This is a genomic window from Noviherbaspirillum saxi (assembly GCF_003591035.1).
GTDB lineage: Bacteria > Pseudomonadota > Gammaproteobacteria > Burkholderiales > Burkholderiaceae_D > Noviherbaspirillum > Noviherbaspirillum saxi.
In genome coordinates this window covers 2,267,723-2,283,657 of sequence record NZ_QYUO01000001.1, presented here as the reverse complement: position 1 = coordinate 2,283,657, position 15,935 = coordinate 2,267,723, and the positions used below count along the sequence as shown (strand labels likewise).

Sequence of the window (15,935 nt, the reverse complement as noted above, 5' to 3'; positions counted from 1 at the left end):
AGGCCATGGCAAAAACTATTATGATCGTCGACGACTCCGTGTCGCTCAGACAAGTCGTGGGAATCACGCTGAAGGGGGCCGGTTACGACGTGATCGAGGGTCGCGACGGCAAGGACGCGCTCGCCAAGCTCACCGGACAAAAAATCCATCTCATCATTAGCGATGTCAACATGCCCAACATGGATGGCATCAGCTTCGCTGCGGCGGCCAAGCAAATGCCGAACTATAAGTTCACGCCTATCATCATGCTGACCACCGAATCGGACGAATCCAAGAAACGGCAAGGCCAGGCTGCGGGTGTCAAGGCCTGGGTCCTCAAGCCGTTCAAGCCGGAAGTGCTGCTTGGCGCGGTGCAGAAACTGATACTGCCTTAATCCCACCGCTTCTCCAACCCACAATCTTCGGGAGTACACGATGAACGCTGAAAAAACGCGTAAGGACGGCGCACGCGCGTTGCGCATGGAAGGCGAGATGACCATCTACCGCGCCGCCGAACTCAGGGAAACGCTGCTGGCCTCGTTGGATGGCGTCGCGCGGCTCGACATCGACCTGTCATCGGTTACTGAACTCGATACCGCAGGCGTGCAGCTTTTGATCGCGGCAAAGAAGACAGCGCAGGCCAGGCAGCAGGAACTGCACCTGGTCGCCCACAGCGCGGCGGTGCTGGAAGCGTTCGAGACACTCGATCTTGCCGCCTGCTTTGGCGACCCCCTTGTTGTCTCGTGAGGCGCTCCGATGAATCTTGACGACGCATTGCAAACCTTCATTCTCGAAAGCCGTGAACTGCTGGAGGACATGGAAAACGCGCTGCTGAACGGGGCCCAGGCGGGCACGCAGGATGGCATGGTCAATGCCATCTTTCGCGCCGCGCATACCATCAAGGGGTCGGCAGGGCTGTTCAGTCTCGATCACATCGTCGCGTTCACGCACGTGGTCGAAAGCGTGCTCGACCATGTGCGCGACGGCAAGATCGCCATCGGCGATGAATTGCTGGCCTTGTTGCTGTCCTGCTGCGACTATATTGCTGTCCTGATCGACGGCGTGGAATCCGGCCAGGAAGGCCCCGACACGGCGATGGCGCAGCGTGCCGCACCGCTCATCGAGCAACTGCGCGGCTACCTCGCCGAGGAGCAAGCGCAGGCCGGATTGCCGGCGGTGGTGGTGGAGGCCGAGAGCGTCGAACGCATCGACAGCCGGCGCGGCAACAACGACCACTGGCATATCTCGCTGCGCTTCGGGCCGGACGTCTTGCGAAACGGCATGGATCCGCTGTCGTTCATCCGCTATCTCGGCCGGCTCGGTACGATTGTCGGCATGGTGACGCTGCCCGACGCGCTTCCCCTGCTGGAAGACATGGATGCCGAGTCGTCCTATCTCGGCTTCGAGATCGCGTTCGAGAGCGCCGCCGACAAGACGGAGATCGAAAACGTCTTCGAGTTCGTACGGGACGATTGCCGCATCAGCATCCTGCCGCCGCACAGCCGCATTGCCGATTACTTGCGCCTGATCGAGGAATTGCCGGAGCAAAGCGCGCACCTCGGCGAGATTCTCGTGCGCTGCGGCAGCGTGACCGCGCATGAACTCGACACCGCGCTGAACGCACAAGCGCAGGCGCAACCCGCCACGCCCTTGATCGGCGAAGTGCTGATCGAGCAGCGCACGGTGCAGCCGGTGGTGGTCGAAGCCGCGCTGGCCAAGCAAAGGCAGGCCGGCGAACAAAAAAGCCAGGAAAACCGCTCGATCCGGGTCGATGCCGACAAGCTCGACCACCTCATCAATCTGGTCGGCGAACTGATCATCGCCGGCGCCAGCGCCAACCTGATCGCGCGCCGCGCGCAGATCGCCGAACTGCAGGAGTGCACCTCTATTCTGAGCGGGCTGGTGGAGGAAGTGCGCGACAGCGCGCTGCAACTGCGCATGGTCAAGATCGGCGCGACGTTCAACCGCTTCCAGCGCGTCGTGCACGATGTCTCCAGAGAGATCGGCAAGGATATCGAGCTCATGGTCAGCGGCGAGGATACAGAGCTCGACAAGACCGTGGTGGAAAAGATCGCAGACCCGCTGACCCACCTGGTGCGCAACGCGATCGACCACGGCATCGAGCCGGCGGACGTGCGGGCCGAGCGCGGCAAGCCGGCCAAGGGCACGGTCAAGCTCAACGCTTATCACGACTCGGGCAGCATCGTCATCGAAGTCAGCGACGACGGCGGCGGCTTGAAGCGCGACAGGATCCTGGCCAAGGCGGTCGAACGCGGCCTGGTCGAACCGGGCCGCATCTTGAGCGACAGCGAAATCTACGGGCTGATTTTCGAGCCGGGGTTTTCCACCGCCGAGCAAATTACTAACCTGTCGGGCCGCGGCGTCGGTATGGACGTGGTCAAGAGCAACATCGTTGCACTGCGCGGCAGCGTCGATATCAGCAGCGAAGAAGGCGTCGGCACGACGGTGACGGTGCGCCTGCCGCTGACGCTGGCGATCATCGACGGCTTTCTGGTCGGGCTGGGGAAAACGGTATTCGTCATCCCGCTGGACGTGATCGAGGAATGCATCGAATTTTCCTGCGAGCCCGGGCACGACTACACCAACTTGCGCGGCGAAGTGCTGCCGTTCATCCGCTTGCGCGACCTGTTCGAGGTCGAAGGGGCCGCCGCGCGGCGCGAAAGCATCGTGGTCGTCAGGCACGCGGGACAAAAGGCCGGCCTGGTGGTGGACACCTTGCTGGGCGAGTTCCAGACCGTTATCAAGCCGCTGGGCAAGATGTTCAACCGTATCCAATGCATCAGCGGTTCGAGCATCCTCGGCAGCGGCGATGTCGCCCTCATTCTCGATGTGCCGGCGCTGGTGCACAAGGCAGGGAACGCGGAACGCTCCGTTGTCCAGGCCGGCGCACTCGCATTTTGAAGAATCAATTTATCGAGACCATTTATGAAAACGTCTAACGGATTGAAAGTAAGAACCCAACTCGGACTGGGGTTCGCCATCGTGATACTGATGATGCTCGGGATGGGGGTTTTCTCGATAGTGCAAATGTCGAAGATCAATGATGCCTCCGATGAAATCGCGCTCAACTGGATGCCGAGCATCCGGTATGCGCAAGAAATCAACACCAACACCTCGGACTACCGCATCTACGAGCTGGAGCATGTGCGGGCCGACAGCCCGGAAAGAATGCGGCAGTTCGAGAAGAACATGGCTGATGTCATGGCAACGCTGAAACAGAATCGTGACACGTATGCCAAGCTGATTTCTTCACCTGAAGAAAAAGCCATGTATGAGGAATTCTCGAAAAAATTCGACGCCTACCTGGCGATCCATGAACAAATGGTTGCGTTGTCTCGGCAGCAGAAAACCAACGAAGCGATCGCCTTGATGCATGGCGACTCGCAAAAGCTGTTCGATGAATTTTCGGCGCAATTGCTGAAACTGGTGGAATTGAACGTACGCGGCGGCCAAACTGCCAGCGACAACGCGACCGTGCAATATCGCGAAACGCGGCAATGGATATTTGCCACCATCGCCGCGTGCTTCCTGGCGGCGATCCTGATTGCTTTCCTCATCGTACGTGGCCTGATGCGGCAGCTTGGCGGCGAACCCACCTATGTCGCCGAAATAGCCGCCAAGGTGGCGGAAGGGGATTTGACGGTCACCGTCCATACCAGCGCGCGCGATACCTCCAGCGTACTGTATGGAATGAAAACCATGGTCGCCAAACTGTCGCAGGTGGTGGCGGAAGTCAACGGCACGGCCAATTCGCTGGCCAGTGCCTCGGAAGAAGTGAGCGCGACCGCGCAATCCTTGTCGCAGGCATCGAGCGAACAGGCGGCAGGCGTGGAAGAAACCAGTGCTTCGGTCGAACAGATGACCGCATCGATTGCGCAGAATACCGAAAACGCCAAGGTCACCGATGGCATGGCCAACAAGGCGGCGCAGGAAGCGGCCGAAGGCGGCGAATCGGTGAAGGCGACGGTGGAAGCGATGACGCAGATCGCCAAGAAGATCGGCATCATCGATGACATTGCTTACCAGACCAACCTGCTGGCCTTGAACGCGGCGATCGAGGCGGCGCGTGCCGGCGAGCATGGCAAGGGCTTTGCGGTGGTGGCGGCGGAAGTGCGCAAGCTGGCCGAGCGCAGCCAGGTGGCGGCGCAAGAGATCGGCGAAGTGGCGACCAACAGCGTGGAACTGGCGGAGAAGGCGGGCAAGCTGCTCGACGAGATGGTGCCGAGCATCCGCAAGACCTCGGACCTGGTGCAAGAGATTGCGGCGGCATCCGAAGAGCAGTCGTCGGGCGTAGGGCAGATCAATGCAGCGGTCAGCCAGTTGAGCCAGACGACGCAGCAGAATGCCTCGAGTTCGGAAGAACTGGCGGCAACGGCGGAAGAAATGAGCAGCCAGGCCGAGCAATTGCAGCAGGTAATGGCCTTCTTCAAGCTGGAGGCGTCGGGGCATGCGTTCATGAAAAATTCGCAGGGTAAACCGACGATGAAGATAGGCAAAAAGCCGGCTCCTATCAAGACCGGGAGCAATGGGAATTTTGCCTCGGAGGCGTCGCCCGATGAAGCGCATTTCGTCAAGTTTTAAAGAGGGAGGATCATGTTCAAGAACAAGAGAATGGAAACACGGCTGCAAGCGGGTTTCAGCGGCATGATCTTGCTGTCGATCCTGCTTGGCCTGGTGGCGTTTCTCAATCTGTCGGCGATGAACTCGCATTGGCATGAATTCGAATCGGTCACACTGGCGACGAAGGACGCGGTGCTGGCTGGGAATGAATCTCTCGGCAACGCGATTCATTACAGTGCGGAAGCCGCGCCGGACGAAACGCATTTCAGCAGGTATTAAGGGGGATAAGAATGAATGCACTGGTACAAGCACAGGGCAGGCAGACCAAAGCGGCAACGGCAGTGCGAGCCGCCGACCATGCCCAGTACCTGACTTTCATGCTGAGCGGCGAAACATTCGCCATCGGCATACTCGCGATCAAGGAAATTATCGAATACGGCGGATTGACGGAAGTGCCGATGATGCCGGACTGCATACGCGGCGTGATCAACCTGCGCGGCGCGGTGGTGCCGGTGATGGACATGTCGGCGCGTTTCGGCAAGCCGCCGACTGCAGTCACCAAGCGCACCTGCACCGTGATCGTCGAAATCGAGGCCGAGGGAGAACAGCAGGTGGTGGGGGTGATGGTCGATGCGGTCAATGCGGTGCTGGAGATTCCGGCATCGGAAATCGAACCGGCGCCGCATTTCGGCGCGAAGATCCGCAGCGATTTCATCGAAGGCATGGGCAAGGTCAATGGCAAGTTCGTCATTCTGCTCAATGTCGACAATGTGTTGTCGGTCGATGAAATCGGATCGCTTGCGCAGCCCGGAGGCGAGCTGCAGGCACCGCTGGCCGGCTGATCTGCCGATGGCGCATGGGCGCATCGGAAAAATTTTCGTGCTCAAGGAACAGTGATGATGAAAAACATAAAAATCGGTACGCGACTCGGCTTTGCATTTGCCCTGCTGACCCTGCTGTCGGTCACGCTGGGCGTGATCGCCATCGAGGAAACCCGTGCCATGAATGCGCAATGGCAACTCATCCGGCAGGATGCCCTGGCCAAGCAAGGCGCACTTACCAAGGGCATCGCGGCGCTGGGGGACGGCGTTCATCATTTCAAGAATTTCATCTTGCGCGGCGGGGAATACGACAAGAAATTCGCCGCCGACATGGATGCGGTCGAACGGATCGCCGCAGATTACAAGGCCACCGGCAGCCTGAGTGCGGAAGAAGAAAAGCTGATGGTCAAACTGCGCGAGGCGACCGCGGCGTATCGGCGCGATATGGAAACGGTGGTTTCCCTGCGCACAAAAACCCAGGATACCGCCGAGCTGGACAAGGCGGTGAAGGGCGCCGACAAGCCGATTACCTCGGTGCTCGCCAGCCTGCGCGAACTCACCGAAGCCGCGATCAATCAGGCGGACAAGGATATCGTCGAAGCTGGCAGTGAGACGCAGCAATTGATTACCGGCACCTTGATCGCGATCGTGCTGCTCTCGATCGGCGCCGGCGTACTGATCACACGCAGCATTACGCGGCCGTTGAACGAGGCGGTGCAGGTGGCGGGCAAGCTGGAAGCCGGCGATCTCGCCGTGCGCATCGAATCGGACGCCAGGGATGAAACCGGACAGCTATTGCGGGCGATGCAAAGCATGGTGGCTCGTCTCACGCAAGTGATCGAAGGACAACGGCGGGTGGTGGACGCGGCGAACCGAGGCAATTTCGATGCGCGCATCGACCTGGCCGGGCTGCGTGGTTTTCAGAAAGACATGGGGGAAGGCCTGAACCAGCTGGTGACGACCACCGGCGCCAGCATCGAGGATGTGGTGCGCGTGATGGGTGCCCTGTCCGCAGGCGACCTGACCAGCAGGATCGACAAATCCTATGAAGGCGCCTTCGGCCAGCTCAAGGAATATGCGAACAACACGGTGGGCAAACTCGCGCAAGTGGTGGCGGAAGTCAATAGCTCCGCCGATGCGTTGGCGAGCGCTTCGGAAGAAGTGAGCGCGACCGCGCAATCCTTGTCGCAGGCATCGAGCGAACAGGCGGCAGGCGTGGAAGAAACCAGCGCCTCGATCGAACAGATGACCGCATCGATTGCGCAGAATACCGAAAACGCCAAGGTCACCGATGGCATGGCGACCAAGGCGGCGCAGGAAGCGAGCGAAGGCGGCGAAGCGGTGAAGGCGACGACGGAAGCGATGACGCAGATCGCCAAGAAGATCGGCATCATCGATGACATCGCTTACCAGACCAACCTGCTGGCCTTGAATGCGGCGATCGAGGCGGCGCGCGCCGGCGAGCATGGCAAGGGTTTTGCGGTGGTGGCGGCGGAAGTGCGCAAGCTGGCCGAGCGCAGCCAGGTGGCGGCGCAAGAGATCGGCGAAGTGGCGACCAACAGCGTGGAACTCGCGCAGAAGGCAGGCAAGCTACTCGACGAGATGGTGCCGAGCATCCGCAAGACCTCGGACCTGGTGCAAGAGATCGCGGCGGCATCGGAAGAGCAGTCGTCGGGCGTTGGGCAGATCAATGCGGCTGTCAGCCAATTGAGCCAGACGACGCAGCAGAATGCCTCGAGCTCGGAAGAGCTGGCGGCAACGGCGGAAGAAATGAGCAGCCAGGCCGAGCAATTGCAGCAGGTAATGGCCTTCTTCAAGCTCGACGCGGTGCCGCGCAGGCAGCCGGTGACGAGGCCGGCCCCGGGCAGGGCACCGGGAGGGAGGAAGGCGGATCATCCTGCGGTTGCCATGGCGGACGGGCCGGATGAAAAGCACTTCACACGGTTTTGAAGGGGCAATATGAGTGCAGCTCTTCCACACCGGGCTCATGGCGCTAAATGGATGGAGAAGCGGATGAAGAAACAAATGGAACAGCCGCCGCCACAGCCATGACCGTTCTGACAGACAAGGAATTCACCCAGTTCCAGCGCTTTATCTACGAGGCTGCCGGCATCACCATGTCGTCCGCCAAGAAAGCGCTGGTGAGCGGACGCCTGGCAAAGCGACTTCAGCAATGCCGGTTGAACAGTTATGGAGAGTATTTCCGCCTTCTGGCGAGCGGCCATGCCGCCGCCGAGGTGCAGATGGCGATCGACCTGCTGACGACCAACGAGACGTATTTTTTTCGCGAGCCGAAGCATTTCGATTTTTTGCGCGAACAGGCCCTGGCGCTGCGCAAGCGCGGACAAGCCTTCCGCGTATGGAGCGCGGCCAGTTCGACCGGCGAAGAAGCGTACAGCATCGCCATGGTGCTCGCCGACTGCCTGGGGGATGAACCGTGGGAAGTGATCGGATCGGATATCAGCACGCGAGTGCTGGCGCGCGCACGCATCGGGCATTATTCGATGGAACGCGCCCGGCACATTCCCGAGGCCTACCTCAAGCGCTTCTGCCTGAAGGGCACCGGCCCGCAGCAAGACACGCTGCTGATCGAGCGCAGTCTGCGTGCCCGCGTACAGTTTCTGCAGGCGAACCTGAATGCCGGGTTGCCACAGCTTGGCGCCTTCGACCTCATTTTCTTGCGCAATGTGATGATTTACTTTAACGGCGACACCAAGCAACAGGTGGTCGCCCGCGTGTTGTCGCTGCTGCGGCCGCATGGCTATTTCATCATCGGGCATTCGGAAAGCCTGCATGGCATTACCGATGCGGTGCAGCCATTGGTGCCCTCGGTGTACCGCAAGACATAACGGGACGCCTACTCGCAACCCGCCGCAAAGGAAAGACTCCGCATGAACAGCATCAAGGTATTGGTAGTGGACGACTCGGCGGTCGTGCGCAAGGTAGTGACCGGCCTGCTCGAAGAGGCGCCCGGCATCGAAGTCCTGCATGCGGTTGCCGATCCGCTGCTGGCCATGGAAAGGATGCGGATGCAGTGGCCCGACGTGATCGTGCTGGACGTCGAAATGCCGCGCATGGATGGCATCACCTTCCTCAAGAAAATCATGAAGGAGCGGCCGACGCCGGTCGTCATCTGTTCGACGCTGACGGAAAAAGGCGCGCAAACCACGGTGGAAGCACTGGCTGCCGGCGCGGTCGCGATCATCACCAAGCCGAAGCTCGGGCTCAAGCAATTTCTCAGCGATGCCTCCGATGACCTGGTCACGGCGGTCAAGAGCGCGGCACGCGCCAATGTCAAGCGACTGATCCCGCGCCAGGCTGCAGCGCCGGTGCCCTCCGTCAAACATACCGCCGATGTCATCCTGCCGCCCGCCGACACGCATGCGATGGCACAGACGACCGAGCGCGTGGTTGCCATCGGCACCTCCACCGGAGGCACGCAAGCGCTCGAAGAAGTGCTGACCGCGCTGCCGAAGGTATCGCCCGGGATCGTCATCGTGCAGCACATGCCGGAAAAGTTTACCGCCGCGTTTGCCGCCCGGCTCGATAGCGTTTGTCAAATCGCCGTCAAGGAAGCGCGAAGCAATGACCGTGTCCTGCCCGGGCGAGCCCTGATCGCGCCGGGCGGAAAACACATGCTGTTAAGGCGCAACGGCGCGCAATATTTCGTCGAAGTGATCGACGGCCCGCTCGTCAACCGCCACCGCCCCTCGGTCGATGTCCTGTTCCGTTCCGTCGCAAAATGCGCCGGCGCCAACGCGCTGGGTGTGATCATGACGGGCATGGGGGATGACGGCGCTGCCGGCCTGCTGGAAATGCGCAAGGCCGGCGCGCGCACGGTGGCGCAGGATGAGCAGAGTTGCGTGGTGTACGGCATGCCGAAGGAGGCGGTCAAGCGCGGCGCGGTGGAAAAGACCGTGGCTCTGAGCGCACTCGACAAGGAAATCCTGCAGCAACTGGCCCGGTTCGAGCAACGCTGAGGCTGGGCGATGTGATCGCTTGGTCGCAGTTCGAAGCCGAGTTCGGCGCGCTGTATGTGGAAGGCCGCGGCCATTCAGGGCGACTAATACTAATCCTTACCCGTAACGTCACAAATTGATAGCGTTCTTTTTGGAAACGCCCTCGCTTGTTTAAAAAATTGGCTGATGCTTTCCTGAGTGCAAAGAAGAGTATTTCAGACATGGCGCGGAGGCGGCATTCTTGCGTTCCATACAGTAGGCCTGCATCAGTAAACGTCAATACCGCAAGAGCATTGTTCAAAGCTTGGCCAGACGCTTTGCATTGCCGGTAGCACGGCTATGGATAGGCTTTAGTCCATGATGGGCAACTTGCCCGAGATTGCCGGAGAATCGGGCGGCGCTTGTCATCGGGCTACCAAGGAACCCGCGCAATAGTCGCGCCTGCCCGGAGGGCGTTATCAAGCTAAAGGGAGTCGCTGCCAATCCGAGCATGCCGACTGTGCCGCCAGTAAACTGTCTGAATATTGCGCCAGCCAGTTCGGTCTGTACGGCAAACATGCGCATTGTCATCGCTTGTACGGATTCCGCTGCGGCATCGACCTTTTCCTGGCCCATCAAGGTAAATTCCTTGCGGTCGCGAGCATTCGGCACAGGGCCGGCCAGCGCCATGCGCGTGGTGCGATGATTGATCACCTGGGCTGCGGCAAACAGCATTTCGGTGGTCTTGAATCCCAATTGCATCCACACCAGAAACGGGTTTGAGTTCGGATAGCGTAGTCGGGGTGATGACATGTCGATTCCTGTACAGAGAGAGACGTTGAGGCGAAGGAAATGGCTGCGTAGTACGTGCGTAGGCACGCCTGCAAGAGATTTTTTCGCCGTTTGGTTGCGCTTCGAGTCATTGCCGAGACATTAAGTTCGTTAAAATCATGATGTCGTTTGACATGCAGGAACATCATCGGACGCAGTGCGGTCCGACTGATGGAGATGAGTTACAAAGCGATGATTTGCAAAGTGTGACCGGGGAAGGCCGCGTGATGGCGTTCATCAGCGGCCATAACGGCTGGAATATTGAATAGGGATTGCACATGTTTGCTGCGGTAGACCTCGGCTCCAACAGTTTTCGCATGCATATCGGCCGGCATGACGGCAATACGATCCGCATAGTCAAAACGGCGCGCGATCCGATCCGGCTCGGATCAGGGCTGGATGCCGACGGCAATTTGACAGAGCAGGCGATGCAATCGGCGCTGAATTGCCTGCGCAATTTCCGCGTAATATTGAATGCCTATTCCCTCGATGCGGTACGCGTGGTCGCGACCAATACCATGCGGGTGGCAAAAAACGCTGCCGCGTTCCTGCCAGCGGCGGAAGAAGCCATAGGCCATACGATAGAAATCATTTCCGGAGAAGAAGAAGGGCGCCTGATTTATATGGGTGTCTCCAGCGCGCTCGCCGACGCGGATGAAAGGCGCCTGGTGCTCGACATCGGCGGCGGGTCAACCGAGATCATCCTCGGGCATGGGCCGGAGATTTTGCATGTCGAGTCGTTCAGCGTTGGCACCTCACCTCAAAGCGATACCTTTTTTCGCAGCGGGGCCATCGATACCGCTTCTTTTGACGCAGCTATTCTGTCGGCACGTTCGTATTTCGAAGACGCTGTCACGCCTTACGACCCGCAACACTGGGATGCCGCATACGGCTCATCCGGCACGATACGCGTCATCTCGGACGTCATTGCCAAGAACAAGATCGGCGACGGCACCATGTCGCTGCAGAGTCTTGAAACCTTGCGCGATCGGCTTATCGCCTATGGTCATGTCAGCGCGGTCGATCTGCCCGGCGTCAAGCCGGAGCGCGTGATCGTGATGGTCGGCGGCCTCGCCATCCTGATCGGCATCATGCAAGAGATCGGTATTGCAGCCATGACGGCGGTCGATGCTGGCTTGCGCATGGGCTTACTGTGGGATTTGCAGCTGCGTGCAACTCGCCGCGACCGCCGCGAGCAATCCGTCATTGAATTCATGCGACGCTTCCATGTCGATGAAAGCCGTGCAAACCGTGTAGCCGGCACCGCCGCGAGCCTGTACGCGCAACTCAAGCCGTCATCCGAAATGTATGCGCGTTACCTGAACTGGAGCGCCTTGCTGCATGAAGTCGGTCTCGCGGTATCTCACACCGGCTACCACAAGCATGCGGCGTACATGGTCGACAATGCCGATCTGCCCGGTTTCACGACGCGCGAGCAGAGATTGTTGAGCACGCTCATCCTTGCGCAAAAAGGCAACCTGCGCAAGGCAGGCAATACGCTTGACGAAGCGGATTTTGCCAAGGCCGTTCTTGCGCTGCGCATGGCAGCGATGCTGATGCACGCGCGCGTCGATACCGATATGGGCGATTTCAGGATCCGGATGAAGAACCGGATCGACATTGAAGTAGGGCGCGACTGGCTGGCCCGGCATCCCACCGTTTCATACGGAATGGAAAAAGAAAAGGCCGCCTGGAAAGAGGTCGGCCTTGATTTCAATATCAGGACTTCATCCTGAAGTGTTGTCCATGCCGGCAGTGCGTCAGAATATCAGCCCGCTGCCTTTCTTCAGCAAGGCGATATCGAGGTAACTCGACAGGCGATTGCTGCCCGTGCCGGGAGTGACCGCTAGACCACCCAGATCGATGCTTGCCTGCTGAGCGATAAATTCCTGCAGCGCGGTGCGTGGACGTTTAGCCTGTTGCAGAACCTTGACGAGCGCCTTGGCTGCTGCAAAGCCTTCCAGCGTGAGCGAGGACAAGGATTCATCGCGGTACTTGCGCATCATGTCCATGTGCTCCAGCTGCAGCAGGGTCGTTCCGGCATTCGGGTTTGGCACGACCTGTGAAAAAACCGTCCATTCCACGGCCTGTGCGCCGGCCAGTTCGCGCAGCGTCGACAGATTGGTCAATGAAGTTCCCGCGACAAAGGTTTTCTGGTCATGTTTGCGATATTGCTTCAGAAAGAGCGCCGTGCCTATGCTGTCCGCGACGACGAGCACGAATCCGGGACGGGTGCTTGCGAGCCGTTCGGCTTCAGAGGCAATTTTTCCGGCATGCGTATCGAGACGCACCGTATGGGTCAGCTTCATGCCGTGTTCGCGTGCGATGGCCGACAGATTGCGGTAGCTGTCCTGCTGCGCCCCCGATTCCTGATAGACCAGCGCAACTTCTTGCATGCCTAGCTTGCTGAAGTGGCGGAAGATATGGTTCAGCTCTTGCCGATAGCTCGGCCGCCAGTACAGCACGCGAGCGTTCCCGACATGCTCGGCTGCCGCCAGAGGCGCAAACAGAATGTGGCCGCTGCGGCGAAACGCGGGTGCGTTCAATACACCTTCCGTGGCAACGTCACCTACGCCGCCCAGCAATACATCGGCCTGGTTGCGTTCGATCAGGTCGGAGGCGACTTCCGCAGCGCGGTCTGCCTGCCCGCGGTCGTCGCGCACGAGGTAGTGGATTTTCCGGCCATTGACGCCGCCGGTGGCATTCACCATATCGAAACAGGTTTTGATACCGGCAACATAGTCGCGCCCGATGCTGGCATCGGGACCGGACAAATCAATCGCTTGTCCGATAATGATGGGAGGGTTGCCGGCAGCGCCGGAAAACGCATTGAACGACAATGCAAGGAGGGCGGTGCCGACGACAAGGCGAAGCGGAGGCAGGATAGAAAAGCGCATGGTTGAAGCTTGCTCCAGTAGATTCGGTCGGTATTGGTATGACACTTCAGGCACGCCGAGCCTGGTCCGCATAAGTACTGCTGAGTCGCCGCGTGGTCTTCAATGCGAGCCGTCTCGTTGTTAACGGGAGCACGGTCGCCGACGTTACCGGCAATACCTGCTCAAGGACGTTCATCTCGTTCGCCGCCTCATCTAGCTGAAAGACAGAAACCGCCTGCCACAGATTCAGTGCCTGCCGCTCCAGTTCTGCGGCGGAGGTCGCTGCATGTTCCACCATCGCGGCATTCCTTTGGGTCACCTCGTCCATTTCGCCCATGGCGCGATTGACCTCTTCGATGCCCAGGCTTTGTTCACGGCTGCCTGCTGAGATATCGTGCATGATCATCGCCACCTGTTCTACCGATTTCACGATATCCGTCATGGTGGCGCCGGCGATGCCTACAAGTGCGTTGCCTGCGTCAATGTCCTGTACCGAAGTCTCGATCAATCCCTTGATCTCCTTCGCGGCGGCACTTGATCGTTGTGCCAGCGCGCGCACTTCTCCGGCAACGACCGCAAAACCCCGTCCATGCTCACCAGCGCGGGCGGCTTCGACCGCCGCATTCAATGCCAGCAGGTTGGTCTGAAACGCGATTCCATCGATCACACGGATGATGTCGATGATGCGGCAGGAACTGGATTTGATCGACGCCATGGTGTGCACCACATGCTCGACCGCCTGCCCGCCCTTGCGAGCGATGTCCGCGGCATTGATCGCCAAGCCATGCGCATGTGCGGAATTGTCTTCGTTCTGACGCACGACGGCAGTCAACTGTTCCATCGAGCTGGCGGTCTGTTCCAGAGAACTGGCCTGGGTTTCAGTGCGCGCGGACATTTCGGTATTGCCGGCAACGATATGACGCGACACTTCGGTGATGGATTCGCTCGCGGTGCGCACGCCTGCTACCAGTTGCGACAAGCTGCCGTTCATTCGGCCGAAGGAATTGATCAAGCCGCCGATTTCATCATTGGTGGAAGAGGTGAGATGACCGTCGAGTTTGCCGTTGGTTGTGCCGGCAACGGCGTCTTCCAGCAGCTTCATTTCCCTGGTAAAGGAGAGGTAGAAGCCGGCCAGCAGATAGCCGGCCACGGCCAGTATCGCGGTGACCGCCGCGATGATCATGCGGCGCTTTGCGGTTTGGCGGTCGATCCGTTGCACAAGCACGCGATCAAGCTCAGCGGCAAGGTTCGCTGCGACCGCGAACAGATTGTTGGCGCTTTCGTTCCCGGCTTCAAGGAATGCCGCGCCTGAAGTTTGATTGTAGGAGTTGAGCACTTCGGCCTGGGCCCGATCCAGATAAGCCAGCGCCATTGTTGCGGCTTTCTGGTAATCGCCAAGCCGGCTGCGCATTGCAGCTCTGTCGCCAATGATGGCATCCATCTGAGCCGGTAGCCGGGCAAGATCGCGGCGCGCCACCATGACCGTGGAATTGAGCAGCATATCTTCGTTAGGCTCCAGCAGGCCCGTGTCGATATAGGCAGCGCCGCGGCCGGCAAGCTGCGATATCGCTTCGGTGACGGCCGGAACGGTATTGATCAACGTATTCGCAAGACGCGAGCCGGAAATCTCTGGATCAAGCGCCAGGCCTGACTTGTCTGCTTCCAGCTTTACAAGTTTTTCCATCCGTTCCAGCACACTGGTGTGGGCGGCATAGCTATCTTTCTTTTTGAGGCCGGGCAGGCCGGCCTCAAGCTGACTCCAGTCCTGCTGTATGGCTGACCATGCCTGTCGTGCTTCCACGCCGGTTCGTTCGATGGTTTTGCCGGCAACGATCCGGTTATGAAGGGATGTCTGGAGTGCTGCGGTCTTTTCCGCCAAGCCGCTATTTGCAGACGTGGCGACATGCCTGAGCGCGCGCAGTTTCTGTACGTCATGCATCGATTGATGCAGTGTAGTTATCGAAGCCAGACCTTGGCGCTCACGATGCGCATCGTCGATAGAGTGTTGAAGTTCCAGATACAGCAGGCCCGAGACCAGCAACATCGGCGTCAGGAACAATACGGCGACAAGGCCAAATTTAGGAACAAGACGAAAGCGGCTCATCATGAGCACTGCTGGAGTGAGCAATATATTTATCTTCATCTTTGTGATGGGTTGTTGATTTTCAGCAATTCTGCGCGCCGAATATGACCGCGTGATGAAGTCAAAATTGCATTAATTAAATATTTAATATAAATTGTTTATACTATTTTCGCAAAAGGAGAAATACATGGCAAAAAAACCGGCTTCCCCGGCTGCATCTACTGTCAACCCACTTGCCGCTGCACCGGTAAAAGCAAAGGCGGCGGCACTAAAAAAGGCGGCCGCTACAGCACCGTCTGTTACGGCGACGATCCCGATGGCAAGTGCTGCCCCACTCCCCAAGGCACCAGTCACTGCGACACCAAAAGACGATAAGGCGGGGAAAAAAAATGTAGGCAAGCAAAGCAGCCAACAGGCGACCAAGTCCGCGGCAGTGAAGAATGGAAAGGACACCAAGGAAAAGGTGAAGAAGGCGAAACTGGTGCGCGACAGCTTCACGATGCCTGAAGCCGAGTACGCCATCCTTGGTGAAGTGAAGAAGGCATGCCTGAAGGCAGGCATCGAGGTAAAGAAAAGTGAACTGCTGCGTGTAGGCGTTGCGCTGATTCAGAAGCTCGATACCGCCAAGCTCAAGGAAATCCTCGATGGCTTGCCCGTATTGAAAGCCGGCCGGCCAAAAAAGACCAAGAGCAGCTGATCTCTGCGGCTTTCGGTAGCGCCATAGGCATATCCGGAACAGGCTGCCGCCACTGCCTGTCCCGTCATCTTGCCGTTACCAGGCAAGTCATGTCTGTTGTCAAATGTGAACCAATCGCATCATGCGGTG

The 15,935-nt window shown here is 59.0% G+C and carries 14 protein-coding genes; 11 read left to right on the top strand and 3 right to left on the bottom strand.

Going from position 1 to position 15,935, the window contains the following annotated elements; translation table 11 throughout:
* Positions 1-5: 5 nt before the first annotated feature.
* The 9 genes from D3871_RS10615 to D3871_RS10575 all read left to right on the top strand — a co-directional run bounded on the left by D3871_RS10615 (position 6) and on the right by D3871_RS10575 (position 9,361).
* Complete coding sequence (locus D3871_RS10615; RefSeq protein ID WP_119768857.1) at positions 6-374, top strand: response regulator; 369 nt, start codon at positions 6-8, stop codon at positions 372-374.
* Between the two features lie 40 nt (positions 375-414).
* Complete coding sequence (locus D3871_RS10610; protein WP_119768856.1) at positions 415-726, top strand: STAS domain-containing protein; 312 nt, start codon at positions 415-417, stop codon at positions 724-726.
* A 9-nt stretch (positions 727-735) separates the two neighbouring features.
* Entirely contained in the window at positions 736-2,901 is a 2,166-nt protein-coding gene (locus tag D3871_RS10605) for a chemotaxis protein CheA (protein WP_119768855.1), read from the top strand.
* A gap of 24 nt (positions 2,902-2,925) precedes the next feature.
* A complete protein-coding gene (locus D3871_RS10600; protein ID WP_119768854.1) occupies positions 2,926-4,581 on the top strand; it encodes a methyl-accepting chemotaxis protein in 1,656 nt (551 codons plus the stop codon).
* A 12-nt stretch (positions 4,582-4,593) separates the two neighbouring features.
* On the top strand, positions 4,594-4,839 hold the full coding sequence (locus tag D3871_RS10595; RefSeq protein ID WP_119768853.1) for a hypothetical protein: 246 nt from the start codon (positions 4,594-4,596) through the stop codon (positions 4,837-4,839).
* Between the two features lie 11 nt (positions 4,840-4,850).
* Positions 4,851-5,402, top strand: a complete 552-nt coding sequence (locus D3871_RS10590; protein ID WP_119768852.1) for a chemotaxis protein CheW — start codon at positions 4,851-4,853, stop codon at positions 5,400-5,402.
* Positions 5,403-5,456: 54 nt separating this feature from the next.
* Entirely contained in the window at positions 5,457-7,331 is a 1,875-nt protein-coding gene (locus tag D3871_RS10585) for a HAMP domain-containing methyl-accepting chemotaxis protein (RefSeq protein ID WP_233575573.1), read from the top strand.
* A 98-nt stretch (positions 7,332-7,429) separates the two neighbouring features.
* Positions 7,430-8,230 carry a CheR family methyltransferase gene (locus tag D3871_RS10580; RefSeq protein ID WP_119770020.1) on the top strand — a complete coding sequence of 267 codons (801 nt, stop codon included), beginning with the start codon at positions 7,430-7,432 and terminating at the stop codon, positions 8,228-8,230.
* Between the two features lie 42 nt (positions 8,231-8,272).
* Entirely contained in the window at positions 8,273-9,361 is a 1,089-nt protein-coding gene (locus D3871_RS10575) for a protein-glutamate methylesterase/protein-glutamine glutaminase (protein WP_119768851.1), read from the top strand.
* 276 nt (positions 9,362-9,637) lie between these two features.
* Here D3871_RS10575 and D3871_RS10570 read toward each other — a convergent pair whose 3' ends face one another.
* On the bottom strand, positions 9,638-10,132 hold the full coding sequence (locus D3871_RS10570) for a polyhydroxyalkanoate granule-associated phasin (protein ID WP_147376772.1): 495 nt from the start codon (positions 10,130-10,132) through the stop codon (positions 9,638-9,640).
* A 296-nt stretch (positions 10,133-10,428) separates the two neighbouring features.
* On the opposite strand from D3871_RS10570, the gene D3871_RS10565 reads away from it, so the two are divergent.
* Positions 10,429-11,886, top strand: a complete 1,458-nt coding sequence (locus D3871_RS10565) for a Ppx/GppA phosphatase family protein (protein ID WP_119768849.1) — start codon at positions 10,429-10,431, stop codon at positions 11,884-11,886.
* A gap of 24 nt (positions 11,887-11,910) precedes the next feature.
* Here the strand turns inward: D3871_RS10565 and D3871_RS10560 are convergent, their stop codons facing one another.
* Both D3871_RS10560 and D3871_RS10555 read right to left on the bottom strand, forming a co-directional pair.
* Positions 11,911-13,047, bottom strand: a complete 1,137-nt coding sequence (locus tag D3871_RS10560) for an ABC transporter substrate-binding protein (protein WP_158597906.1) — start codon at positions 13,045-13,047, stop codon at positions 11,911-11,913.
* A gap of 46 nt (positions 13,048-13,093) precedes the next feature.
* Entirely contained in the window at positions 13,094-15,133 is a 2,040-nt protein-coding gene (locus tag D3871_RS10555; RefSeq protein ID WP_233575572.1) for a methyl-accepting chemotaxis protein, read from the bottom strand.
* Positions 15,134-15,296: 163 nt separating this feature from the next.
* On the opposite strand from D3871_RS10555, the gene D3871_RS10550 reads away from it, so the two are divergent.
* Positions 15,297-15,806 (top strand): hypothetical protein, encoded by a 510-nt coding sequence (locus D3871_RS10550; protein WP_119768847.1) that lies wholly within the window; start codon positions 15,297-15,299, stop codon positions 15,804-15,806.
* Positions 15,807-15,935 lie beyond the last annotated feature (129 nt).

Bases quoted from the DNA above. Each gene is read 5' to 3' on its own strand.
- D3871_RS10550 (WP_119768847.1), top strand. From the start codon at position 15,297: ATGGCAAAAAAACCGGCTTCCCCGGCTGCATCTACTGTCAACCCACTT.
- D3871_RS10610 (WP_119768856.1), top strand. From the start codon at position 415: ATGAACGCTGAAAAAACGCGTAAGGACGGCGCACGCGCGTTGCGCATG.
- D3871_RS10560 (WP_158597906.1), bottom strand. From the start codon at position 13,047: ATGCGCTTTTCTATCCTGCCTCCGCTTCGCCTTGTCGTCGGCACCGCC.
- D3871_RS10615 (WP_119768857.1), top strand. From the start codon at position 6: ATGGCAAAAACTATTATGATCGTCGACGACTCCGTGTCGCTCAGACAA.
- D3871_RS10575 (WP_119768851.1), top strand. From the start codon at position 8,273: ATGAACAGCATCAAGGTATTGGTAGTGGACGACTCGGCGGTCGTGCGC.
- D3871_RS10600 (WP_119768854.1), top strand. From the start codon at position 2,926: ATGAAAACGTCTAACGGATTGAAAGTAAGAACCCAACTCGGACTGGGG.
- D3871_RS10565 (WP_119768849.1), top strand. From the start codon at position 10,429: ATGTTTGCTGCGGTAGACCTCGGCTCCAACAGTTTTCGCATGCATATC.
- D3871_RS10570 (WP_147376772.1), bottom strand. From the start codon at position 10,132: ATGTCATCACCCCGACTACGCTATCCGAACTCAAACCCGTTTCTGGTG.
- D3871_RS10605 (WP_119768855.1), top strand. From the start codon at position 736: ATGAATCTTGACGACGCATTGCAAACCTTCATTCTCGAAAGCCGTGAA.
- D3871_RS10590 (WP_119768852.1), top strand. From the start codon at position 4,851: ATGAATGCACTGGTACAAGCACAGGGCAGGCAGACCAAAGCGGCAACG.
- D3871_RS10585 (WP_233575573.1), top strand. From the start codon at position 5,457: ATGATGAAAAACATAAAAATCGGTACGCGACTCGGCTTTGCATTTGCC.
- D3871_RS10580 (WP_119770020.1), top strand. From the start codon at position 7,430: ATGACCGTTCTGACAGACAAGGAATTCACCCAGTTCCAGCGCTTTATC.
- D3871_RS10555 (WP_233575572.1), bottom strand. From the start codon at position 15,133: ATGATGAGCCGCTTTCGTCTTGTTCCTAAATTTGGCCTTGTCGCCGTA.
- D3871_RS10595 (WP_119768853.1), top strand. From the start codon at position 4,594: ATGTTCAAGAACAAGAGAATGGAAACACGGCTGCAAGCGGGTTTCAGC.